Genomic DNA, 21,090 nt, shown 5'->3' on the forward strand with positions numbered 1-21,090 from the left:
TTTTTGGACGATTTTTTACATGGCAACTGCAGTCGAAACCTTGGGCAAACTCGAACGTCGTATCACGATCTCCTTCCCGCTGACGGACGTCCGCACGGAAGTTGAGAAGCGCCTGAAAGTGCAAGCCCGTACGGCTAAGGCACCGGGCTTCCGTCCGGGCAAAGTGCCGTTGAAAATGGTCGCAGCACAATACGGCTACCAGATCGAATCCGAAGTGCTGAACGACAAAGTCGGCCGCGCTTTCAACGACGCCGCCAACGAAAACAACCTGCGCGTCGCCGGTTTCCCGAACATCGTACCGAAAGAAGCAGCCGAAGGCCAGCTGGCTTTCGACGCCACCTTCGAAGTGTATCCGGAAGTCGTCATCGGCGACCTGACGGCCGTTGAAATCGAAACCGTGCAAGCCGACGTGTCGGAAGCCGAAATCGACAAGACCATCGACATCCTGCGCAAGCAGCGCGTGCATTTCCACACCAAGGGCGAAGCTGGCGAACACGGCGACGGCGGCGAGCCGATCGCTGCGAACGGCGACCGCGTGACCGTCGACTTCGTCGGCTCGATCGACGGCGTTGAATTCCCAGGCGGCAAAGCTGAAGGCTACGCTTTCGTGCTGGGCGAAGGCCGCATGCTGCCAGAATTCGAAGCCGCGACCCTGGGCCTGAAAGTGGGCGAGTCGAAGACTTTCCCATTGTCGTTCCCTGAGGACTACCATGGCAAGGACGTGGCCGGCAAAACCGCCTCGTTCACCATCACGCTGCAAAAGCTGGAATGGGCGCACCTGCCGGAAGTCGATGCCGAATTCGCCAAGTCGCTGGGCGTTGCCGATGGCGACCTGGCCAAAATGCGCGAAGACATCAAAGTCAACCTGCAGCGCGAAGTCGCTGGCCGCGTGAAGGCACGCAACAAGGAAGCCGTCATGGACGCGCTGATCAAAGTTGCTGAGCTGGAAGTGCCAAAGACCCTGATCGCTCAGGATTCCGAGCGCCTGGCTGAAATGACCCGCCAGGACATGGCGCAGCGCGGCATGAACGTCAAGGATGTGCCTTTCCCAGCAGAACTGTTCGCGGAAAAAGCCGAGCGTCGCGTACGCCTGGGCCTGATCCTGTCGCAGCTGGTGGGCGACAACAACCTGCAGGCGACGCCTGAGCAAGTCAAGGCGCAGATCGAAGATTTCGCCCAAAGCTACGAAGATCCACGCGAAGTGCTGAAGTACTACTACAGCGACCGTCGTCGCCTGGGTGAGATCGAAGCCCTTGTATTGGAAGAAAACGTCGTCACTTACGTGTTGGGCCTGTCGAAAGTCACGACGAAAGCAGTTGCTTTCGACGAACTGATGGGAAGCAACGCACAAGCGTAAACCAGTTGGTATCCGGACGCCGCTCCCGGCCGCAAGGCCCAGGCGGCGCCCTCTAACTGCTTCACAAGGAAATGAAATGACAGGTATGAACCGTAATCCGGCGCTGGACACAGAGATGCTCGGCCTGGTGCCGATGGTGGTGGAACAAAGCGGTCGCGGCGAGCGCTCGTATGATATTTACTCGCGCCTGCTGAAGGAACGCTTGATTTTCATGGTCGGCCCGGTCAATGACCAGATGGCCAACCTGGTTGTCGCCCAGCTGCTGTTCCTGGAAAGCGAAAATCCGGAAAAGGAAATCTCGCTCTACATCAACTCGCCAGGTGGTTCCGTCTCGGCTGGCATGGCCATCTACGATACCATGCAGTTCATCAAGCCGGACGTCTCGACCCTGTGCACGGGGATGGCCGCCTCGATGGGCGCCTTCCTGCTGGCCGCTGGCGCCAAGGGCAAGCGTTTTTCGCTGCCCAACTCGCGCATCATGATTCACCAGCCGTCCGGTGGTTCGCAAGGCATGGCGTCGGACATCGAGATCCAGGCGAAGGAAATCCTTTACCTGCGTACCCGCTTGAACGGCATCATGGCCGAGCGCACGGGCCAGTCGATCGAACAGATCGCCAAGGACACCGACCGCGACCGTTTCATGTCCGCCGACGAGGCCGTTGAGTATGGTTTGATCGACAAAGTGTTGACCAGCCGCGCTTGATGAGCCCCTACCGGTATTGCTAAGGTTGTAAGTAAACGCCCGGGCGCTCAAACGTTCGGGCGTTTCGCTTTTATTTCGGGTAGCATGGAGCTTGTGCACGTTGTTGACTTGCGCCATGGGTGGCTGCCTTGCGGGCGGCGACCGCGATCCGGCTTGCGATTTTGCAATATTGTTAATGCAGTTCCAACCAAAATGCCTTATGTCAGACAAAAAATCCTCTAGCGGCGAAAAATTACTGTATTGCTCGTTCTGCGGCAAAAGCCAGCACGAGGTGAAGAAACTCATCGCCGGCCCGTCCGTGTTCATTTGCGACGAGTGCATCGACTTGTGCAACGACATCATCCGTGATGAAACGTCGAGCATCGAGACGGTGACCGGTACCAAATCCGACCTGCCGACGCCGCAAGAAATCGCCGCCTTGCTCGATCAGTACGTGATCGGCCAGCAGACTGCCAAGCGCATCCTGTCGGTGGCGGTGTACAACCATTACAAGCGCCTCAAGCACCTGGGCAAGAAAGACGACATCGAACTGGCCAAGAGCAACATCTTGCTGGTCGGTCCTACCGGCTCGGGCAAGACCCTGCTGGCACAGACCCTGGCGCGCATGCTCAATGTGCCGTTCGTGATCGCCGACGCCACCACCCTGACCGAAGCCGGTTACGTGGGTGAGGACGTGGAAAACATCATCCAGAAGCTGCTGCAAAGCTGCAACTATGACGTCGAGAAAGCCCAGCGCGGCATCGTCTACATCGATGAGATCGACAAGATTTCGCGCAAGTCCGACAATCCGTCGATCACGCGCGATGTGTCCGGCGAAGGCGTGCAGCAAGCCTTGCTGAAACTCATCGAAGGCACGATGGCGTCCGTGCCGCCACAAGGCGGCCGCAAGCATCCTAACCAGGATTTCGTGCAGATCGACACGACCAACATCATGTTCATTTGCGGCGGCGCCTTCGACGGCCTGTCGAAAGTGATCGCCAACCGTTCCGAAAAGAGCGGCATCGGCTTCTCGGCCACCGTGCGCAGCAAGTCGCAAAGCTCGGCCAGCGAACTGATGTTGCAAGCGGAACCGGAAGATCTGGTCAAGTTCGGCCTGATCCCGGAACTGGTGGGCCGCCTGCCTGTCATCGCCACCCTGGCGGAATTGACGGAAGAGGCGCTGATCCAGATTCTCGTCGAGCCAAAGAATGCGCTGATCAAGCAGTATTCGAAGCTGCTCGAGATGGAAGGCGCGGAACTGGAGATTCGTCCGGCCGCCCTGCATGCGATCGCCCGCAAGGCGCTGGCGCGCAAGACCGGCGCCCGTGGCCTGCGTTCCATCCTGGAACACGCTTTGCTGGACGTCATGTACGAACTGCCGAGCGAACAAAATGTGGTGAAGGTCGTCATCGACGAAAATACCATCACCAGCGGTGCCAAACCTTTGTTGATTTACCAAGAGACTGCCAAGGCCTCCGGAGAAAATTGAGAACTGCCCACACAAATGCATAAAAAGGGTTTTGATTCCTTAAGGCATGGCAGTACAATTTAAATCAATAATGGTGCAGGCTTCAATCGTAAAGCCACTCGCGGCGCTTCGCTGCGCGTGGCTTTTTTATCATTCAACTTGCACATTAGAGTCATGCGGGTGTGTTTTGCGAAATAGACAGTGATGTTTGTTTCACAGAATTATTTATTCTCGCCGGTCTTGTGTTTTGGCAGCGAGCGCCAACATCGTAAACACGCTTTCTATAAGGTACGCCATGACAACTTCCAAATTAACTGAGCAAACTCAACTGCCGTTATTGCCGTTGCGGGATGTCGTCGTTTTCCCGCATATGGTGATACCGCTGTTCGTTGGCCGTCCAAAGTCGATCAAGGCGCTGGAAGCTGCGATGGAGCAGGGCAAGAGCATCATGCTTGCCGCTCAAAAAGCAGCCGCGAAGGACGAGCCGTCTCCTTCGGATATCTATGAAATTGGCTGCGTCGCCAATATTCTGCAAATGCTGAAGCTGCCCGATGGCACCGTCAAGGTGCTGGTCGAAGGCGCGCAGCGTGCCCGTATCAACCACATCAGCGATGCGCCGACGCACTTCATCGCCGACCTGACGCCGCTCGAGTCCGAGCCGGGCGACGAGTCGGAAGTCGAAGCCATGCGCCGCGCGATCGTGCAGCAGTTCGACCAGTACGTCAAACTGAACAAAAAGATTCCGCCGGAAATCCTCGCTTCCCTGTCGGGCATCGACGATGCCGGCCGCCTGGCCGACACGGTGGCCGCGCACCTGCCCCTGAAGCTGGAGCAGAAACAGGTCATCCTGGAAATCTTCAGCGTGGCCAAGCGCCTGGAACACCTGCTGGGCCAGCTCGAAGGCGAGCTCGACATCTTGCAGGTGGAAAAGCGCATCCGCGGCAGAGTCAAGCGCCAGATGGAAAAATCGCAGCGCGAGTACTACCTGAACGAGCAAGTCAAGGCGATCCAGAAAGAGCTGGGCGAGGGCGAGGATGGTGCCGACCTCGACGAGCTGGAGAAAAAAGTCGCCTCGGCAAAAATGCCGAAGGAAGCGCTGGACAAGGCCACCAACGAGCTGAAAAAACTCAAGCTGATGTCGCCGATGTCGGCCGAAGCCACCGTCGTGCGCAACTACATCGACACCCTCGTCAACTTGCCTTGGAAAAAGAAATCCAAGGTCAACAATGACCTGTCGAATGCGGAAAAAGTGCTCGAAGGCGACCACTACGGCCTCGACAAGGTCAAGGAACGCATCCTGGAGTACCTCGCGGTGCAGCAGCGCGTCGACAAGCTCAAAGCGCCTATCCTGTGCTTCGTCGGTCCTCCTGGCGTCGGCAAGACGTCGCTGGGCCAGTCCATCGCCCGCGCGACGAACCGCAAGTTCGTGCGCATGGCCCTGGGCGGCGTGCGCGACGAAGCCGAGATCCGCGGCCACCGTCGTACCTACATCGGCTCGATGCCGGGCAAGATCCTGCAATCGCTGTCGAAAGTCGGCGTGCGCAATCCCCTGTTCCTGCTCGATGAAGTCGACAAGATGGGCGCCGATTTCCGTGGCGATCCGTCGTCGGCCCTGCTGGAAGTGCTGGACCCGGAACAGAACCACACGTTCTCCGACCATTACATCGAAGTCGATTTCGACCTGTCCGACGTGATGTTCGTGGCCACGTCGAACTCGTACAACATTCCGCCAGCCTTGCTGGACCGCATGGAAGTGATCCGCCTGTCCGGTTACACGGAAGATGAAAAGACCAGCATCGCGCAGCGCTACCTGCTGCCGAAGCAGATCAAGAACAATGGCTTGAAGGAAGAAGAAATTTCGGTGGCCGAATCGGCGCTGCGCGACATCATCCGCTACTACACGCGGGAAGCCGGCGTGCGCTCGCTCGAGCGGGAAGTGTCGAAGATCTGCCGCAAGGTGGTCAAGATGCTGCTGCTGAAAAAGTCCGACAAGAAAGTCATCGTCAATTCGAAGAACCTGGATAAATTCCTCGGCGTGCGCCGCTATGATTTCGGCGTCGCGGAGAAAGAAAACCAGGTGGGCCAGGTGGTCGGTCTGGCATGGACGGAAGTGGGCGGCGATCTGCTGACCATCGAAGCCGTGTCGATGCCGGGCAAGGGCGGCGTCATCCGCACGGGTACCCTGGGCGACGTGATGAAGGAATCGATCGAGGCGGCCCGCACCGTCGTGCGCAGCCGTTCCGCGCGCCTGGGCATCAAGCCGGACGTGTTCGAGAAGAGCGACATCCATATCCACGTGCCGGAAGGCGCGACGCCGAAGGATGGTCCTTCGGCTGGCGCGGCCATGACGGTGGCGATGGTGTCCGTCTTCACGGGCATTCCCGTGCGCGCCGACGTGGCGATGACGGGCGAGATCACCTTGCGCGGCGAAGTGCTGCCGATCGGCGGCCTGAAAGAAAAGCTGCTGGCGGCCCATCGCGGCGGCATCAAGACGGTCCTGATTCCAGAGCAGAATGTGAAAGACCTGGCCGAAATTCCGGACAACGTCAAGAACAAGCTGGAGATCGTGCCGGTGCGCTGGATCGATAAAGTGCTGGAAATCGCGCTCGAACGCATGCCTGAACCGTTGACGGAAGTCGCTGCCGTGGAGGCTGTCACGGCCGCGGCGGCCAAGCCTGATGCGGCTGGCGAGGTAGTAAAACACTAACGTTTTACCCCTGTTTTCCCCAAACAAGCGCTTTTAGAGCGCTTGTTTTATATTGAAACGTGAATTGCGCCCCCAAAGCGCTTGACACATATACAGTGTGGCTTGTTTAATACGCCTGCACATTTTTTTCGCCGGACAGCTGTGGTGCCAAAAGTGCCGCAACGATACGGTAAACGTTTTATACCTTTGTAATTGGGGATGCTAGTGAACAAGACTGAATTGATCGACCACATTGCTGAAAAAGCTGACATTTCCAAAGCCGCCGCTGCGCGCGCACTCGACGCTGTTATCGGCGGCGTGACGGAAACTTTGAAAAACAACGACAGCGTGACGCTGGTTGGTTTCGGTACTTTCTCGGTCAGCGAACGCGCTGAGCGTACCGGCCGCAATCCGCGTACCAAAGAAGCGATCACGATCGAAGCTGCAAAAGTCCCGAAATTTAAAGCTGGTAAAGCTTTGAAGGATGCTGTAAACTAACGGACTTCGGTGAGGTGACAATCACCGGAAACATTTGGCGGCGCTCTCGGGTGCCGCGATTTCAGGGTTGAAGTTCTTCGGAGCGCCACCCTGGATGCAAATGCAAGTAGTACTGTGTATTTTTCGGAGTGGTAGTTCAGTTGGTTAGAATGCCGGCCTGTCACGTCGGAGGTCGCGGGTTCGAGTCCCGTCCGCTCCGCCAAAAAAATACGCTCTCAAGGAGTGGTAGTTCAGTTGGTTAGAATACCGGCCTGTCACGTCGGGGGTCGCGGGTTCGAGTCCCGTCCGCTCCGCCAGAATATAGAAACCCGCGCTGCTGAATAAGCAGCGCGGGTTTTTTGTTTATGCGTCCGATTATCTTCGCGCGGCGCCGCTTTAAATCTCCGCAGTGCTTTCTTGAATAAGGAAGGGCGTGCATTTAAATCGCCTTTAAGCTGGACCGGGTTTAATGGCCGGGCTCGGCGCCCCGCCGGCAATGCGTTCGCATGCGCGGCCGGGGCGGGGCGCCGACCCTGATTTACTCTTGCTATAGCGCTATGGGCATTGTAGAATCAGGAGATAATGGCTTGGGCGTCAGAATCCTGCTTTAGTTCCAGCGCCAAGTTGTTGAATCTAAAGGGGAAGTGGACATCTGTCCCGTCCATTCCGCCGAAGAAATCAAGGCGAACGCATGTTCGCCTTTTTTTATAGTGATCCACTCATCCCGAATTGGCTGACCATGTTTGAATTTATTCGTACCCATCGACGCTTCATGCAGTTTCTCTTGATGCTGGTGATCGTCCCGTCTTTTGCACTGGTCGGTATCAGTGGCTACCAAAGCTTCGGCGACGGCGCGAACACCATCGCCAAGGTCGGCGATCAGGTGATCACGCAGCAGCAATATGAAGAAGCGCAACGCCAGCAGATCGACCGCTACCGCCAGATGATGGGCGAGCAGTTCGACCAGAAAATGTTCGATACGCCGGAAGCGCGCCAGAGCATCCTCGACAACCTGATCGCCGAGCGCGCCGTGTCCGCCGAAGTGGGCCGCAGCCACCTGGTCATCAGCGATGCCGTGCTGCAAAAAGAAGTGCTGGACATCCCCGGCTTGACCTTGCCAGACGGTAAGTTCGACCTGGAACGCTACAAGGCCATGCTGGCCGCCCAAGGCATGACGCCGCAGATGTACGATGCGCGCCGCCGCAGCGACCTGGCCCTGCAGCAACTGGCTGGCGCCGTGCAAGGCACCGCCTTCGCCCCGACCACCGTCACCAAGCGCCTGTCCGACATCACCTCGGAAGAGCGTGAAGTGCAGGAATTGCTGTTGCCGATCGCCCAGTACGTGTCGGAAGTTAAAGTGACGGACGCCATGGTCAAGGCCTTCTACGACAAGAACAGCAAGTTCTTTGAAATCCCGGAACAAGCGAAGATCGAATACGTCGTGCTCGACGACAGCGCCGCCGGCGAACAGGTCGACGTCACCGACGCCGACGTGACCAGCTACTACGCGAAGAACCAGAAAGCCTACACGACGGAAGAAGCGCGTCAGGCCAGCCACATCCTGGTGGCTGTGAAGAAAGACGCATCGGCCGCCGACAAGGCCGCCGCCAAGGCCAAGGCCGAAGCGATCCTGGCTGAAGTGCGCAAGGCGCCAGCCACCTTTGCCGCCGTGGCGAAAGCCAAGTCGGAAGACCCGGCCTCCGCGGAACAGGGCGGCGACCTGGGCGTGATCGGCAAGGATGGCTTGCCTGCGCCGCTGCTCAATGCCGTCTCGAAGCTCAAGCAAGGCGAGATCAGCGATGTCGTCGCTTCCGATTTCGGTTTCCACATTCTGACCGTCACCTCGCTCAAGCCACAGCACGTCAAGGCGCTGGACGAAGTGCGCGGCGAAATCACGGCCGACCTGCGCAAGCAGTTCGCCGCCAAGAAATACTCGGAAATGGCGGAAACCTTCACCAACACCGTGTACGAGCAATCGGACAGCCTGAAACCGGCCGCTGACAAGCTGAAGCTGAAAGTGGAAACCGTCGCCAACCTGTCGCGCACGCCGTCGCCAGCCCTCGGTAACGCGCCATTCAACAATGCCAAGTTCCTGAGCGCCATCTTCTCGAACGACTCGCTGAAAGACAAGCGCAACACGGAAGCCGTGACCGTCGCGCCGAACGTGCTGATCGCTGGCCGCGTGGTGGAATTCAAGCCGGCATCGAAGCGTCCGCTGGCCGAAGTCGAAGCGATGATCCGTCAGCGCGTGACCATGGAAGAAGCGGAAAAGCTGGCGAAGAAAGCCGGCGAAGCCAAGCTGGCCGCCTTGAAGGCCTCGGGTGACGCCACCGGTTTCGGCGCCGCGCAATGGGTGTCGCGCAGCAAGCTCGACGGCATCAACCGCGCCGCCATCGCGCAAGTCATGAAAGCCGACACCAGCAAGCTGCCAGCGTACGTGGGCGTCGACTTGCCAGCGTTGGGCTACGGCATCTACCGCATCAGCAAGGTGCAGCAGCCGGAGCAAGTCGATGCGGCACGCCGCCAGCAAGAGAAAGACCAGATCAGCGGCATCCTGGCACAACAGGAAATGTTCGATTACGTCGAGTACCTGAAAGCCAAGGCCAAGGTGAAGATCGTCAAGCCGGTCACGGCACCAGCCGCCGCAGCGCCGGAAGCGCCATAAGATTGAGTTTCCACGCATAAAAATAGCCGCTTTCGAGCGGCTATTTTTTTGTCTGGAAAATGTGCATGTTGTGCAATTTGCTATGTCCCCAGCGTGAAGCTGGGGGCGGGGCGACCCCGTTTGACCCCGCGTAAAGCTGGGGTCAGACCCGCCGGGTCTGACCCCGGATTTTCGGCAGTTCGGCCTTCGGGGGGGAAATTGAATGAGCTTATGAACCGGCTTACTTCGCCCCCAGCAACGGCGCCAGCCGCGGCCAGATGTTTTTCAGGATCGCCGGGTGCGCCTGCGCGGTCGGGTGCATGCGGTCGGCCTGGAACAGCTGCGGCTGGTCGGCGATGCCTTCGAACATGAAGGGCACGAGCGGCGCCTGCCATTCCTTCGCCAGCTTGCCAAACATGGCATAGAACTTGTCGCCATAGTCGCGGCCATAGTTGGGCGGCATGCGCATGCCCACCAGCACCACTTGCGCGCCGGCCTTTTTCGACGCCTCGCCCATGGCGCGCAGGTTCGCCTCGGTGGCGGCCAGCTGCAGGCCGCGCAAGCCGTCGTTGGCGCCCAGCTCGATCAGCACCACGTCCGGCTGGTGCTTGGCCAGCAGCGCGGGCAGGCGGGCGCGGCCGCCGCTGGTGGTCTCGCCGCTGATGCTGGCGTTGACGATGCGCGTCTCGTTCTTTTGCGCCTTCAGCCGCTGTTCCATCAGCGCCACCCAGCCCGTGCCCCGTGCCAGCCCATATTCGGCCGAGAGGCTATCGCCGAGCACCAGCAGCGTTTTTGGTGCAGAATAGGCGTTCGTCATGCCTGCCGCCAGGAGCAGGATTGCCGCAGGAAGCAGGGACAGGGTGCGCCGCCGCATGCGGCTGCCGCCCTCGACACTTATTTGTTCACGAAATTTTTTAAGATAGATCAGCATGCCTGAATTCCCTAAAGCGACTTCCACCAGTTTTCTCCCGTCAGAGACAGCCGCACGGCGAGCGGACCAGCGGCCCGCCGCCAGCAACAGCCAAAACAGCCAAAATGCCCAGCCGGCCATCGAAGTGGTCCAGCTGGCCAAGCGCGTACCCGATGCCGATGGCGAGCTGACCATCCTGCATCGCGTCGATTTTACCGTGCAAACGGCCGAGACGCTGGCCATCGTCGGCGCCTCCGGTTCCGGCAAGTCCACCTTGCTGGGTCTGCTGGCGGGACTCGACACGCCCAGCGAGGGCAAGGTGATGCTCGACGGCACGGATATCTTCGCCCTCGATGAGGATGGCCGCGCCGGTTTTCGCAAGGAAAAGCTGGGCTTCGTGTTCCAGTCCTTCCAGTTGCTGGCGCACCTGACGGCGCTGGAAAACGTCATGCTGCCGCTGGAATTGCGCGGCGACCCGCAGGCGAAGGACAAGGCGCAAGCCATGCTGGGCAGGGTGAACCTGGGCAGCCGCCTGAAGCACTATCCGAAATACCTGTCCGGCGGCGAGCAGCAGCGCGTGGCGCTGGCCCGCGCCTTCGTCACGGAACCGCCGCTGCTGTTCGCCGATGAGCCGACGGGCAGCCTGGACGCGGCCACGGGCGAAGCCGTGATCCAGCTGATGTTCGAGCTGAACCGCGAGCGCGGTTCGACCCTGGTGCTCGTCACGCACGACAGTTCGATCGCGGCCCGTTGCGGACGCACGATCACGATTGCCGCAGGGCGGCTGGTATAGCGTTTTAACTATGCCGACAAGGCATTGATCAAGCGGCGTATCGCGGGGATCAATTCCCCCGCCGTCAGGCCGATGGGGCCGTTGCCCGACGCCACCAGCGCATCGGCGGCCGCGCCATGCAGCCAGACGGCGCCGATGGCCGCTTCCCACTCGGGCCAGCCCTGCGCCAGCAGGCTGCCGCACAGGCCCGCCAGCACGTCGCCCGTGCCCGCCGTCGCCAGCGCGGGACCACCCGTGTTGTTGACGACCACCTGGCCATCCTGCGCGGCGACCACCGTGCCCGAACCCTTGAGTACCACGATGACGCCCAGCTGCGCCGCCAGCTGGCGCGCCGCGCCCAGGCGGTCGGCCTGGACTTCGGCCACCGTCATGTCGAGCAGGCGGGCCGCTTCCAGCGGATGCGGCGTCAGGATCGTCGCGCCCGCGCCCGTACGCACGGCCAGCGCCGACTGCAGTTCCGGTTCGGCCGCCATCAGGTTCAGCGCGTCCGCGTCCAGCAGCAGGGGGCTGTCGCTCTCGAAGGTGCGCTGCAGCAGTTCCACCGTATCGACGTCGTCGCCCAAGCCCGGTCCCGCCACCAGCGCGGCAAAGTGCAGGCCCGAGAGATCCACGTCGCGCGCGCGGCGGCACATCAGTTCCGGCTGGCCGCTGTCGAACGCGGGCGGCGCATCGGGAAAGGCGACGAAGACGCGGCCGGCGCCCGCATGCAGGGCCGTGCGGGCCGACAGGATGGGCGCGCCGGCCATGCCTTGCGCGCCGCCGATGATGGCCACGCTGCCGTAGCTGCCCTTGTGCGTGTTTTGCCGGCGCGGCTGCAGCTGGCGGGCGAACAGGTGCAGGCCGTTCAGCTGCGCCTTCGCCGCAGGCAGCAGGGCGGGATCGATGGCCAGCGCCGCCACTTCCACTTCGCCCGCATGATCGCGGCCATTCGCCGTGTGCAAGCCAGGCTTGTCGCCGATGAAGGTGAGCGTGTGCGCGGCGCGGATGGCCACGCCATCGATGGCGCCCGTGTCCGCGTGCAGGCCGCTGGGCACGTCGAGCGCCAGCACGGGGCAATCGAGATTGTTCACGAGCTGGACCACGTCGCGGCATTCGCCGTCGAGCGGACGCGAAGCGCCGATGCCGAACAGGCCATCGATGACCAGGTCCCATGGCGCCGCGCCGACGGCCGCCGACGCCATGCTGGTACCGGCGTCGATGAAGCGCGCGGCGCTGTTGCGAGCGCGGCTCAATGCCAGTTCACGCTCGGGCGAGGTGGCGCGCGCCTCGGGCGCCAGCCACACCAGCACTTCGATGCCGCTGCCGGCCAGGTGCATGGCCGCTTCCAGCGCGTCACCGCCATTGTCGCCGGGACCGGCGAGCACCAGCACGCGGCTGTGGCCCGCGCTGTCGCCGTCTTCCTGGCGGTGCAGCAGTTTCAGCGCGGTGCTGGCGGCGGCCTGGCCCGCGCGCTGCATCAGCAAGCCTTGCGGCAAGTTTTGCAGCGCTGCCTGTTCGATGGCGCGCAGTTCGGCGATGGCGTACAGCGGATGGGCGGAGTCGGTCAGTGGCATGTGTGTCTTCCATTTGTCGGTATGCGTTCAACATAAGGCCGATCGGCGCGGAAGGCAAGGCGCGCACGCCTGAAACGCGCCCCTGTTTGGCGGCTACAATAGCCATCTCACTTAAGACTGGGGGCAAGGCGATGGATTGGCAATTCTGGATCGACCGTGGCGGCACTTTTACGGACATCGTGGCGCGCCGTCCCGACGGCAGCCTGGCCACGCACAAGCTGCTGTCCGAGAACCCGGGCCAGTACCGCGACGCGGCCCTGGCCGGCATGCGCCAGCTGATGGGCCTTGCGCCCGACGCGCCGCTGCCGGTGGAGCTGCTGGGCGCCATCAAGATGGGCACGACGGTGGCCACCAATGCGCTGCTCGAACGCAAGGGCGAAGCCACGGTGCTGGCCATCACGCGCGGCTTCCGCGACGCCTTGCGCATCGCCTACCAGAACCGTCCGCTGCTGTTCGCGCGCCAGATCGTGCTGCCCGAACTGCTGTACGGCGACGTGATCGAGCTCGATGAACGCATGGGCGCGCACGGCGACGTGGTCACGCCGCTCGACGAGGCGGCCGCGCGCACGGCGTTGGAACAGGCGCATGCGCGCGGCTTGCGCTCGATCGCCATCGTCTGCATGCACGGCTACCGCCATCCTGCGCACGAGGCGCGGGTGGCGCAGCTGGCGCGCGCCGCCGGTTTTACGCAGGTGTCCGTGTCGCACGAAGTCAGCCCCATGATGAAGCTGGTGGCGCGCGGCGACACCACCGTGGTCGACGCCTATCTGTCGCCGATCCTGCGCCGCTACGTCGACCAGCTGGCGGTCGAACTACCCGGCGTGCACCTGCAATTCATGCAGTCGAACGGCGGCTTGACGGATGCGCGCGCCTTCCAGGGCAAGGACAGCATCCTGTCCGGTCCCGCCGGCGGCATCGTCGGCATGGTGCGCGCCAGCGCGCTGGCCGGCTTCGACAAGGTCATCGGCTTCGACATGGGCGGCACCTCGACGGACGTGTCGCACTACGCGGGCGAGTTCGAACGCGTGTTCGAGACGCAGATCGCCGGCGTGCGCATGCGCGCCCCCATGATGAGCATCCACACGGTGGCGGCGGGCGGCGGCTCCATCCTGCATTTCGACGGCGCCCGCTACAAGGTGGGGCCGGACAGCGCGGGCGCCAATCCCGGCCCCGCCAGCTACCGGCGCGGCGGCCCGCTGGCCGTCACCGACTGCAACGTCATGCTGGGCAAGCTGCAGCCGGCGTTCTTCCCCCGCGTCTTCGGTCCCGACGCCAATGAAGCGCTGGACGCGGCCACGGTGCGCGCCCAGTTCGAGGCGCTGGCGCGCACGGTGGGCAGCACCGCGGAGCAGGTGGCCGAAGGCTATATCGCCATCGCCGTGGGCAACATGGCCAACGCCATCAAGCAGATTTCCGTGCAGCGCGGCCACGACGTCACCGACTATACGCTCACCAGCTTTGGCGGCGCGGGCGGCCAGCACGCCTGCCTGGTGGCCGACGCGCTGGGCATGCGCACGGTCTTCATCCATACCCTGGCCGGCGTGATGTCGGCCTACGGCATGGGCCTGGCCGACCAGAGCGCGATGCGGGAAAAGGCCATCGAGGCGGCATTGGACAAGGACTTGGCAAGCGATTTCGCGGCCCTGGGTGAACTGGCGCAGGGCGATTTGCTGCGCCAGGGCGTGACGCGGGAGCGCATCGCGCTGGTGAAGCGCGTGCACCTGCGCTACGAGGGCACGGATTCCGCCCTCGTCGTGCTGTTCGACAGCGTCAGCGGCATGCAGGCGCAGTTCGAAACGGCGTATAAAAAGCGTTTTTCCTTCCTGATGCCGGCGCGCGCGCTGATCGTCGAAGCGATCTCCGTGGAAGCCATCGGCGCTTCCGATGCACCGCAGGCGCACGCTCCGGCATATGCGGCGCGCATCGGCGTGCTGGCGCCCGTGCAAACGGTGGACATGTACTGCGCGGGAGCGTGGCGGCCCAGCGGCCTGTATGCGGCGGACGGCTTGCGTCCCGGCGACGCCATCGACGGCCCGGCCATCGTCAGCGACGCCAATGCCACCACCGTCGTCGAGCCGGGCTGGCGCGCGCAAGTCACGCCGCACGGCCATCTGGTCTTGCGCCGCGTCGTGGCCTTGCCCGCGCGCGTCGCCAAGGGTTTGCCAACAGCGACGCAGGCCGACCCCGTGATGCTGGAAATCTTTAATAACCTGTTCATGTCGATCGCCGAGCAGATGGGACTGCGCCTGCAAAACACGGCCCATTCCGTCAACATCAAGGAGCGCCTCGATTTCAGCTGCGCCATCTTCGACGCGCAGGGCCAGCTGATCGCCAACGCGCCGCACATGCCCGTGCACCTCGGTTCCATGGGCGAGAGCATCCGCACCGTCATGACGCGTAATGCGGGCGCCATGCGGCCCGGCGACGTGTATATGCTCAACGACCCGTACCACGGCGGCACGCACCTGCCCGACGTGACGGTGATCTCGCCCGTCTTCGATGCGGATGGCAGGAGCATCCTGTTCTACGTGGGCTCGCGCGGCCACCATGCGGACATCGGCGGCACCACGCCCGGCTCGATGCCGCCCGACTCTGCGCATATCGAGGAAGAGGGCGTCCTGATCGATAATTTCAAGCTGGTCGACGGCGCCACGGGGCGGCTGGCGGAAGAGGAAACCCTGGCCCTGCTGGCGGGCTGCCGCTATCCCGCCCGCAATCCGCGGCAGAACCTGGCCGACCTGCGCGCCCAGGTGGCGGCCAACCGGAAGGGCGCGGATGAACTGCATAACATGGTCGCGCATTTCGGCCTCGACGTCGTGCAGGCGTACATGGGCCACGTGCAGGACAATGCCGAGGAAGCCGTGCGCCGGGTCATCACGACCCTGAAAGATGGCAGCTACACCCTGGAACTGGACAACGGCGCGCGCATCCAGGTGGCGATCCGGGTCGACGTGGCGCGGCGCAGCGCCACCATCGATTTCACGGGGACGTCCGCCCAATTGCCGAACAACTTCAATGCGCCATCCGCCGTCTGCATGGCGGCCGTGCTGTATGTGTTCCGCACCCTGGTCGACGACGAGATTCCGCTGAACGCGGGCTGCCTGAAGCCTTTGACCGTCATCATTCCGCCCGGCTCCATGCTCAATCCGCGGTATCCGGCGTCCGTCGTCTCGGGCAACGTGGAAACGTCGACCTGCATCACCAACGCCCTGTACGGTGCGCTGGGCGCCATGGCCGCGTCGCAGGGCACGATGAACAACTTCACGTTCGGCAGCGAAAAGTACCAGTACTACGAGACGATTTCGGGCGGCTCAGGCGCCGGTCCCGGTTTCGATGGCACGGACGTGGTGCAGACGAATATGACCAATTCGCGCCTGACGGATCCGGAAATCCTCGAGTGGCGCTTTCCCGTGCGCCTGGACAGCTACAGCATTCGCGCCGATTCGGGCGGGGTGGGGCGCTGGCATGGCGGCAATGGCGGCGTGCGCAGGATGCGCTTCCTGGAGCCGATGACGGCGGCCATCCTGTCGAACAACCGGATCGTGCCGCCATTCGGCATGGACGGCGGCGCGCCCGGTGCGCTGGGGCGCAACCGTGTCGAACGGGCCGATGGAAGGGTCGAGCACCTGCCGCATATCGGCAAGGCGCAGATGCAGCCGGGCGACGTCTTCGTCATCGAGACGCCGGGCGGCGGCGGTTTTGGTGGCGGCGCCGGCGCCGGATAGGCTCAGGCTTGCAGGCGGATCTGCCGCTGCGCCACGGCGCGCGCAATCTCCGCGTCGTGCGTGACCAGCAGCACGGCGCAGCCGCTGGCGCCGGCCGCGTCCAGCAGCAGGGACAAGGTTTCCTGCTGCGTGACGGGGTCGAGGCGCGAGGTCGGCTCGTCGGCGAAGATCAGGGCCGGCTTCAAGAGCAGCACGCGCGCCAGCGCAAAGCGCTGCAGTTCGCCGCCCGACACCTGCGACGGCAGGCGCGCCAGCAAATGCGCGCCCAGGCGCAGGCGTGCCAGCAGCGGCGCCACGCTGTCCCAGGCCAGACCATGCAATTTCACCACGTCGCGCAGCGCCGTTTCAATGGTGACGGTGGGGGCGAAGGCCGCCGCCGGGTCCTGGTACAGCTTCTGGAAGGCGGTGCGCGGCAAGCCGGCACCGCGCGTCACCGTGCCCGCATCGGGGCCCACCAGTCCCAGCAGCAGATTGCCGAAGGTGGTCTTGCCGGCGCCGCTCTCGCCCGTGATGGCGACGATTTCTCCCTGGCGGATATCCGCGCTGACGCCGGCAAACAGCGTGCGGGGGCCAAAGGCCTTGGCGACGCTGTCGACCCTGGCAACGATGGCGCCTGCCGCGCTGGCGTGCGTTCGCGCCGGCCAGCTGGCCGGATCGGCCGCCAGCAGCGCGCGCGTGCAGGCGTGCGCGGGGCGGGCCAGCACGGCATGCGCCGCTCCCTGCTCGACGATGGCACCGTCCAGCATCACGGCGACCTGGCCGCCCAGAGCGCGCGCCAGCCAGACGTCGTGCGTGATGCACAGCACGGCCATGCCGCCGGCCTGCGCGGCGCGCAGCATGGCCAATATGTCGGCGCGCCGGCCGCTGTCGAGGCCTTTGGTCGGTTCATCGACAATCAGCAGGCGCGCGCCGGCCGCATGGGTGGCTAAAAAGGCCACGCGCTGCGCCATGCCGCCCGAGATCTGGTGCGGATACAGGGACGCCGCGTGCCGCACGCCCAGCCGCGCCAGGTCGCGCAGGGCCGCATCGGCCGCCTCTTTTTTCGGCAAGCCTGCCACCAGCTCGTGCGTTTCCGCCACCTGCTGGCGCACGCGCATGGTGGGGTCGAGCGCCAGCCACGGTTCCTGCGGCAGCAGCGCCACTTCACGGCCCCACAGCGCTTGCCTGGCTTGCTGGTCGGCCGCGTCAAGGACGTGCGTGCCGATGCGCATGCATCCTTCGGCGCGCAGGCCGCTGGCCAGGGTGCCCATGATGGCGTGCGCCAGCAGGGACTTGCCCGAGCCGCTTTCGCCCAGCAGGCTCAAGGCGCCACCGGACGCCACGCGCAGGCTGGCACCTTGCACCAGCCGCATGCCGCTGGCCGTGTCGACGACGGCCAGGCCGTCCAGTTCCAGGCAGGCAGAGTCGCTCATGGCAGCTTCCTTGCGCGCCCGGCCAGCATCAGGCCCAGCATGGTGAAAAACAGCAGCGCCACGGGGGCGCCCACCAGCCATGGCGCTTCGCTGTAATACGGCAGCAGTTCGATCATCATCACGCCCAGTTCCGCCGTGGGCGGCTGCAGGCCCACGCCAATGAACCCCAGGGCCGCCATGGCCAGCACGGCGCCGCCAAGGCCGAAGCGCATCAGGGTGGCCAGGCGCGGCAGCAGCACGGGCGCCAGGTGGCGGCGCATGATGTAGGCAGGAGCAAAGCCCAGCAGGCGCGCCGCTTCCACCTGCGGACCGGCCAGCAGGATGGCGGCCGCGCTGCGCGTGACGCGGAAGTATTCGACCCACAGGGCCAGCGATATGCCCAGGTACAGGGGCCAGAACTGGCCGGGCGCGAAGGCCGCCAGCAGCAGTACCAGCAGCAGGCCGGGCAGGGCCAGCACGGCGTCGGCCAGCGCGCCCAGCACGCGATCGGGCCAGCCGCCGCGCCAGGCCGCCAATACACCGAGCAGGGTGCCGGGAAGGGCGGCGCTCAGGACGCTGAGCACGGCCATGGACAAGGACAGCTGCGCGCCGTGCGCGAGGCGCGCCAGCATGCTGCGGCCCAGGTGATCAAGGCCCAGCGGGTGCGCCAGGCTCGGCGCCTCCAGAAAGCGAGACAAGGTCTGGCTGGCCGGGTCGATGCCCACCAGCGAGGGTCCCAGCAGCGCAAAGGCGGCGACCAGCAGCAGGAGCAGCCAGCCGGCGCGCTGCGTGCGAGACAATGCTTTCACGCCTGCCTCGCGCGCGGGTCGAGCGCGGCGCAGGCTAGGTCGACGAGGCAGTTGAACAGCACGAACAGCAGCCCCAGGACCAGCGCCGTGCCCTGGATCATCGGCACGTCGCGGGCGAAGATGGCATGCACCAGCGCGTGGCCGATGCCGGGCCAGGCAAAGATGGTTTCCACCAGCACCACGCCTTCGACCAGGTACACCAGCTGCACCGCCGTGTAGGCGACGACGGGCGCGGCCACATTGCGCGCGCCATGGCGCAGCAAGGCGACGCTGGCGGAGAGTCCCTTGGTCAGGGCGAAGGCGTAGTACGCCGAGGCGCGCACGTCGGCCATGGCATCGCGCGCCACGCGGGACGACACGGCGGCCAGGCCCAGGGCCAGGGTCAGCGCGGGCAGCATCAGGCTGCCGTGGTCGGCGTGGCCGGCGGCGGGCAGCGCCTGCAGCTGCACGGCAAAGGCCAGCACCAGCAGCAGGGCCAGGACAAACGGCGGCAGGGCGCGCAGCAGCACGGACAGCGCCAGGTTGACCTTGTCGAACCAGCCGCCGGGGCGCAGGCCGGCCAGCATGCCGGGCAAGGGACCCAGCGGCAGGGACAGCATGACGGCGAACAGCGACAGGCGCAGGGTCTGGCCCAGTTGCAGGCCGATTTCATCGATGACGGGCTGCGCCGTCACCAGCGAGATGCCCAGGTCCAGGCGCAGCAGCCGCCCCCACCAGTCGGCCAGGGCGGCCAGCGGCGCGCGGTCCAGCCCCAGCTCGACGCGCACGGCTTGCGCGGCGGCGGCATCGACCATGTCATAGCCATAACGGCCGGCCGCGATGCGGTAGGCGATATCGCCGGGCAGCATGCGCGTCATGAAAAAGCACAGCGTGCCGACCAGCAGCGCCACCAGCACTGCCTGCAGCACGGCTTTGAGCAGGATCTTCATGCGGGAGTCTTCCATTGGATGCCGGAGATGCGGTAGCTGCGCTCGAACGGGTCGATGCTCACGCCCTCGACGCGGCGTGACATGGCCACCGTCTGGCGGTACCAGACGACGGGAATCACGGGCAAGCCTTGCTGCAGTTCTGCCGCGATGACCGCGCGCAGCCGGGCCGCTTGCGCGCTGCCGGCCGCCACGCCGCCACCGGACAGTTGCGCCAGGGCCGCGCTGACGGCGGAGCCATGCCAGCCCATCGCGCCCCAGTCGCCGCCGTGGTCGCCGTAATCATCGGCCAAGGTGGCTGTCGGATCGGGCAGGTTGCCGAAATTGCGCGCCACCAGGCCGATTTGCAGCGCGCCGCTGCGGTGGCCGGCGGGGATGTCGCTGGAATTGCCCACCACGACCTTGATGGCGATGCCGATCTGGCGCAGTTCTTCCTGCACCGCCGTGGCGATCAGCGGCAGTTCGGGGCGGTCGACGAAGGTGGTCAGGGTCAAGGCCAGGCGCTGGCCGCCGCGCAGCAGGATGCCATCGGCGCCCGGCAGGTAGCCGGCCTGGCGCAGCAGCGCGCGGGCCTGCGCCGGATCGCTGCGCAGCGATGCCAGGCCGGGCTGGTGCCACAGCGCCATCGCCGGCGGGAACAGCTGCGTGGCGGCCAGGTCGGCGTCGCGCAGCAGGGCGCGGGCGATGCCGTCGCGGTCCAGGGCCAGGCTGATGGCGCGGCGCACGCGCACGTCGGCCAGCAGCGGATGGCCGGCGTTCAGTTTCAGGAAGGTGGTGCGCGGCAGCGGCGCGGCAGCCAGCCGCACGGCGGGCTGGCGCAGCAGGCGGCGGATGCCGGGCGGGTCCAGCGAAAAGGCCAGGTCGGCCTGGCCGCTTTGCACCATCAAGGTCCGCGTTTCCGCGCGCGAGACGCTGATATAGCGCGCCCGGCGCACGGCGGGCGCCGCGCCGCGCCAGCCGTCGAAATACGCCACGTCGAACTGCTGCGGCAGCGAGATGGCCGTGATGCGATACGGGCCGCTGCCGATGACGCGCAGCACCCGGCCATCCGCGCCATACGACGACGGCGCCAGCACCTGCGTGCCGGAATGCGTGAACAGGTAGGGCAGCGGCGCATACGGCTGCGCCAGGGTCACGACGATGGCGCCGCGCGCGGCCGTCATGGCGCGGATGCGGGCCAGGCGCAGCACGCCGGGCGCGGCCAGCGCGCGCTGCAGCGAAACGAGCACGGTGCCGGCCGTCAGCGGCGTGCCGTCGTGGAACAGCTTGCCCTGGGCGATGAAGAAGCGCCATTCCAGGCCATCCTGCGACACTTCCCAGTCGCTGGCCAGGGACGGCAGCAAGCGGCCCTGGTCGTCCGCATCGAACAAGGTTTGCGCCACTTCCATGCGGGTAAACAGGTAGCCGCCGCGCGACGGCTCCAGGCCGGTCAGCTCCCACGGGCCGACGACGGTCAGGGTGTCGCGGCTGGCGGGCGCGATGGGCGCATGCGCGCTGGCGGGGCCGTCATGGGCGCGGACAGGCAGGATGGCGGCGGCCAGCAAGCCAGGCAGATGGCGCAGCAACTGGCGTCTGCCGGGGGAGCAGGTATCGGTCATCGGGCCATGCGCATGCAGCGTCCAGTGTGGGGAGGCCAGATTCTAATGCACGCCGCGCGGTACAGGCAACT

The 21,090-nt window shown here is 64.4% G+C and carries 14 protein-coding genes and 2 tRNA genes; 10 read left to right on the plus strand and 6 right to left on the minus strand.

Annotation, left to right across the window (positions count from 1 at the left end; genetic code table 11):
• Positions 1–19: 19 nt before the first annotated feature.
• The 8 genes from tig (at position 20) to BM193_RS16130 (ending at position 9,335) form a co-directional block, all read left to right on the plus strand.
• Positions 20–1,357, plus strand: a complete 1,338-nt coding sequence (gene tig, locus BM193_RS16095) for a trigger factor (RefSeq protein WP_092798030.1) — start codon at positions 20–22, stop codon at positions 1,355–1,357.
• Positions 1,358–1,433: 76 nt separating this feature from the next.
• On the plus strand, positions 1,434–2,060 hold the full coding sequence (gene clpP / locus BM193_RS16100) for an ATP-dependent Clp endopeptidase proteolytic subunit ClpP (protein WP_034751013.1): 627 nt from the start codon (positions 1,434–1,436) through the stop codon (positions 2,058–2,060).
• A 199-nt stretch (positions 2,061–2,259) separates the two neighbouring features.
• Positions 2,260–3,528 carry an ATP-dependent Clp protease ATP-binding subunit ClpX gene (clpX, locus tag BM193_RS16105; protein WP_076568804.1) on the plus strand — a complete coding sequence of 423 codons (1,269 nt, stop codon included), beginning with the start codon at positions 2,260–2,262 and terminating at the stop codon, positions 3,526–3,528.
• Between the two features lie 274 nt (positions 3,529–3,802).
• The gene (lon, locus tag BM193_RS16110) at positions 3,803–6,214 is read left to right on the plus strand and encodes an endopeptidase La (RefSeq protein WP_092797472.1); all 2,412 of its coding nucleotides are present in this window, start codon (positions 3,803–3,805) and stop codon (positions 6,212–6,214) included.
• 204 nt (positions 6,215–6,418) lie between these two features.
• A complete protein-coding gene (locus tag BM193_RS16115; RefSeq protein ID WP_010398442.1) occupies positions 6,419–6,691 on the plus strand; it encodes an HU family DNA-binding protein in 273 nt (90 codons plus the stop codon).
• Between the two features lie 125 nt (positions 6,692–6,816).
• Positions 6,817–6,893 (plus strand) — tRNA-Asp (locus BM193_RS16120).
• Between the two features lie 17 nt (positions 6,894–6,910).
• Positions 6,911–6,987: transfer RNA gene (locus BM193_RS16125), tRNA-Asp, on the plus strand.
• A 422-nt stretch (positions 6,988–7,409) separates the two neighbouring features.
• Positions 7,410–9,335 carry a SurA N-terminal domain-containing protein gene (locus tag BM193_RS16130; RefSeq protein WP_175533312.1) on the plus strand — a complete coding sequence of 642 codons (1,926 nt, stop codon included), beginning with the start codon at positions 7,410–7,412 and terminating at the stop codon, positions 9,333–9,335.
• 220 nt (positions 9,336–9,555) lie between these two features.
• On the opposite strand, the gene BM193_RS16135 is transcribed toward BM193_RS16130, so the two are convergent.
• On the minus strand, positions 9,556–10,245 hold the full coding sequence (locus tag BM193_RS16135) for an arylesterase (RefSeq protein WP_092797474.1): 690 nt from the start codon (positions 10,243–10,245) through the stop codon (positions 9,556–9,558).
• A gap of 124 nt (positions 10,246–10,369) precedes the next feature.
• Here BM193_RS16135 and BM193_RS16140 point away from each other — a divergent pair, with 124 nt between their 5' ends.
• Complete coding sequence (locus BM193_RS16140) at positions 10,370–11,017, plus strand: ABC transporter ATP-binding protein (RefSeq protein WP_254786287.1); 648 nt, start codon at positions 10,370–10,372, stop codon at positions 11,015–11,017.
• An 8-nt stretch (positions 11,018–11,025) separates the two neighbouring features.
• Here the strand turns inward: BM193_RS16140 and BM193_RS16145 are convergent, their stop codons facing one another.
• Positions 11,026–12,570 (minus strand): NAD(P)H-hydrate dehydratase, encoded by a 1,545-nt coding sequence (locus tag BM193_RS16145; RefSeq protein WP_092797475.1) that lies wholly within the window; start codon positions 12,568–12,570, stop codon positions 11,026–11,028.
• A 131-nt stretch (positions 12,571–12,701) separates the two neighbouring features.
• Here BM193_RS16145 and BM193_RS16150 point away from each other — a divergent pair, with 131 nt between their 5' ends.
• On the plus strand, positions 12,702–16,295 hold the full coding sequence (locus tag BM193_RS16150) for a hydantoinase B/oxoprolinase family protein (RefSeq protein ID WP_092797476.1): 3,594 nt from the start codon (positions 12,702–12,704) through the stop codon (positions 16,293–16,295).
• Between the two features lie 2 nt (positions 16,296–16,297).
• Here the strand turns inward: BM193_RS16150 and BM193_RS16155 are convergent, their stop codons facing one another.
• Genes BM193_RS16155 through BM193_RS16170 form a run of 4 tightly spaced genes read right to left on the minus strand, consistent with a single transcriptional unit; the run spans position 16,298 to position 21,019 of the window.
• Positions 16,298–17,707, minus strand: a complete 1,410-nt coding sequence (locus BM193_RS16155) for an ABC transporter ATP-binding protein (protein ID WP_092797477.1) — start codon at positions 17,705–17,707, stop codon at positions 16,298–16,300.
• Positions 17,704–18,495 carry an ABC transporter permease gene (locus BM193_RS16160; RefSeq protein WP_254786267.1) on the minus strand — a complete coding sequence of 264 codons (792 nt, stop codon included), beginning with the start codon at positions 18,493–18,495 and terminating at the stop codon, positions 17,704–17,706. The genes BM193_RS16155 and BM193_RS16160 overlap by 4 nt, the downstream gene beginning before the upstream one ends.
• Positions 18,492–19,424, minus strand: coding sequence for an ABC transporter permease (locus tag BM193_RS16165; RefSeq protein ID WP_254786268.1), 933 nt, complete (start codon positions 19,422–19,424; stop codon positions 18,492–18,494). Before BM193_RS16165 ends, BM193_RS16160 begins: the two co-directional genes overlap by 4 nt.
• The gene (locus tag BM193_RS16170) at positions 19,421–21,019 is read right to left on the minus strand and encodes an ABC transporter substrate-binding protein (protein WP_092797480.1); all 1,599 of its coding nucleotides are present in this window, start codon (positions 21,017–21,019) and stop codon (positions 19,421–19,423) included. The genes BM193_RS16165 and BM193_RS16170 overlap by 4 nt, the downstream gene beginning before the upstream one ends.
• Positions 21,020–21,090 lie beyond the last annotated feature (71 nt).

This window comes from Janthinobacterium sp. 344 (assembly GCF_900112025.1).
Taxonomy (GTDB): Bacteria; Pseudomonadota; Gammaproteobacteria; order Burkholderiales; family Burkholderiaceae_D; genus Janthinobacterium.

Excerpts from the sequence above, each read along its gene's own strand:
- tig (WP_092798030.1), top strand. The coding sequence starts at position 20 with ATGGCAACTGCAGTCGAAACCTTGGGCAAACTCGAACGTCGTATCACG.
- clpP (WP_034751013.1), top strand. The coding sequence starts at position 1,434 with ATGACAGGTATGAACCGTAATCCGGCGCTGGACACAGAGATGCTCGGC.
- clpX (WP_076568804.1), top strand. The coding sequence starts at position 2,260 with ATGTCAGACAAAAAATCCTCTAGCGGCGAAAAATTACTGTATTGCTCG.
- lon (WP_092797472.1), top strand. The coding sequence starts at position 3,803 with ATGACAACTTCCAAATTAACTGAGCAAACTCAACTGCCGTTATTGCCG.
- BM193_RS16130 (WP_175533312.1), top strand. The coding sequence starts at position 7,410 with ATGTTTGAATTTATTCGTACCCATCGACGCTTCATGCAGTTTCTCTTG.
- BM193_RS16135 (WP_092797474.1), bottom strand. The coding sequence starts at position 10,245 with ATGCTGATCTATCTTAAAAAATTTCGTGAACAAATAAGTGTCGAGGGC.
- BM193_RS16145 (WP_092797475.1), bottom strand. The coding sequence starts at position 12,570 with ATGCCACTGACCGACTCCGCCCATCCGCTGTACGCCATCGCCGAACTG.
- BM193_RS16150 (WP_092797476.1), top strand. The coding sequence starts at position 12,702 with ATGGATTGGCAATTCTGGATCGACCGTGGCGGCACTTTTACGGACATC.
- BM193_RS16155 (WP_092797477.1), bottom strand. The coding sequence starts at position 17,707 with ATGAGCGACTCTGCCTGCCTGGAACTGGACGGCCTGGCCGTCGTCGAC.
- BM193_RS16165 (WP_254786268.1), bottom strand. The coding sequence starts at position 19,424 with ATGAAGATCCTGCTCAAAGCCGTGCTGCAGGCAGTGCTGGTGGCGCTG.
- BM193_RS16170 (WP_092797480.1), bottom strand. The coding sequence starts at position 21,019 with ATGACCGATACCTGCTCCCCCGGCAGACGCCAGTTGCTGCGCCATCTG.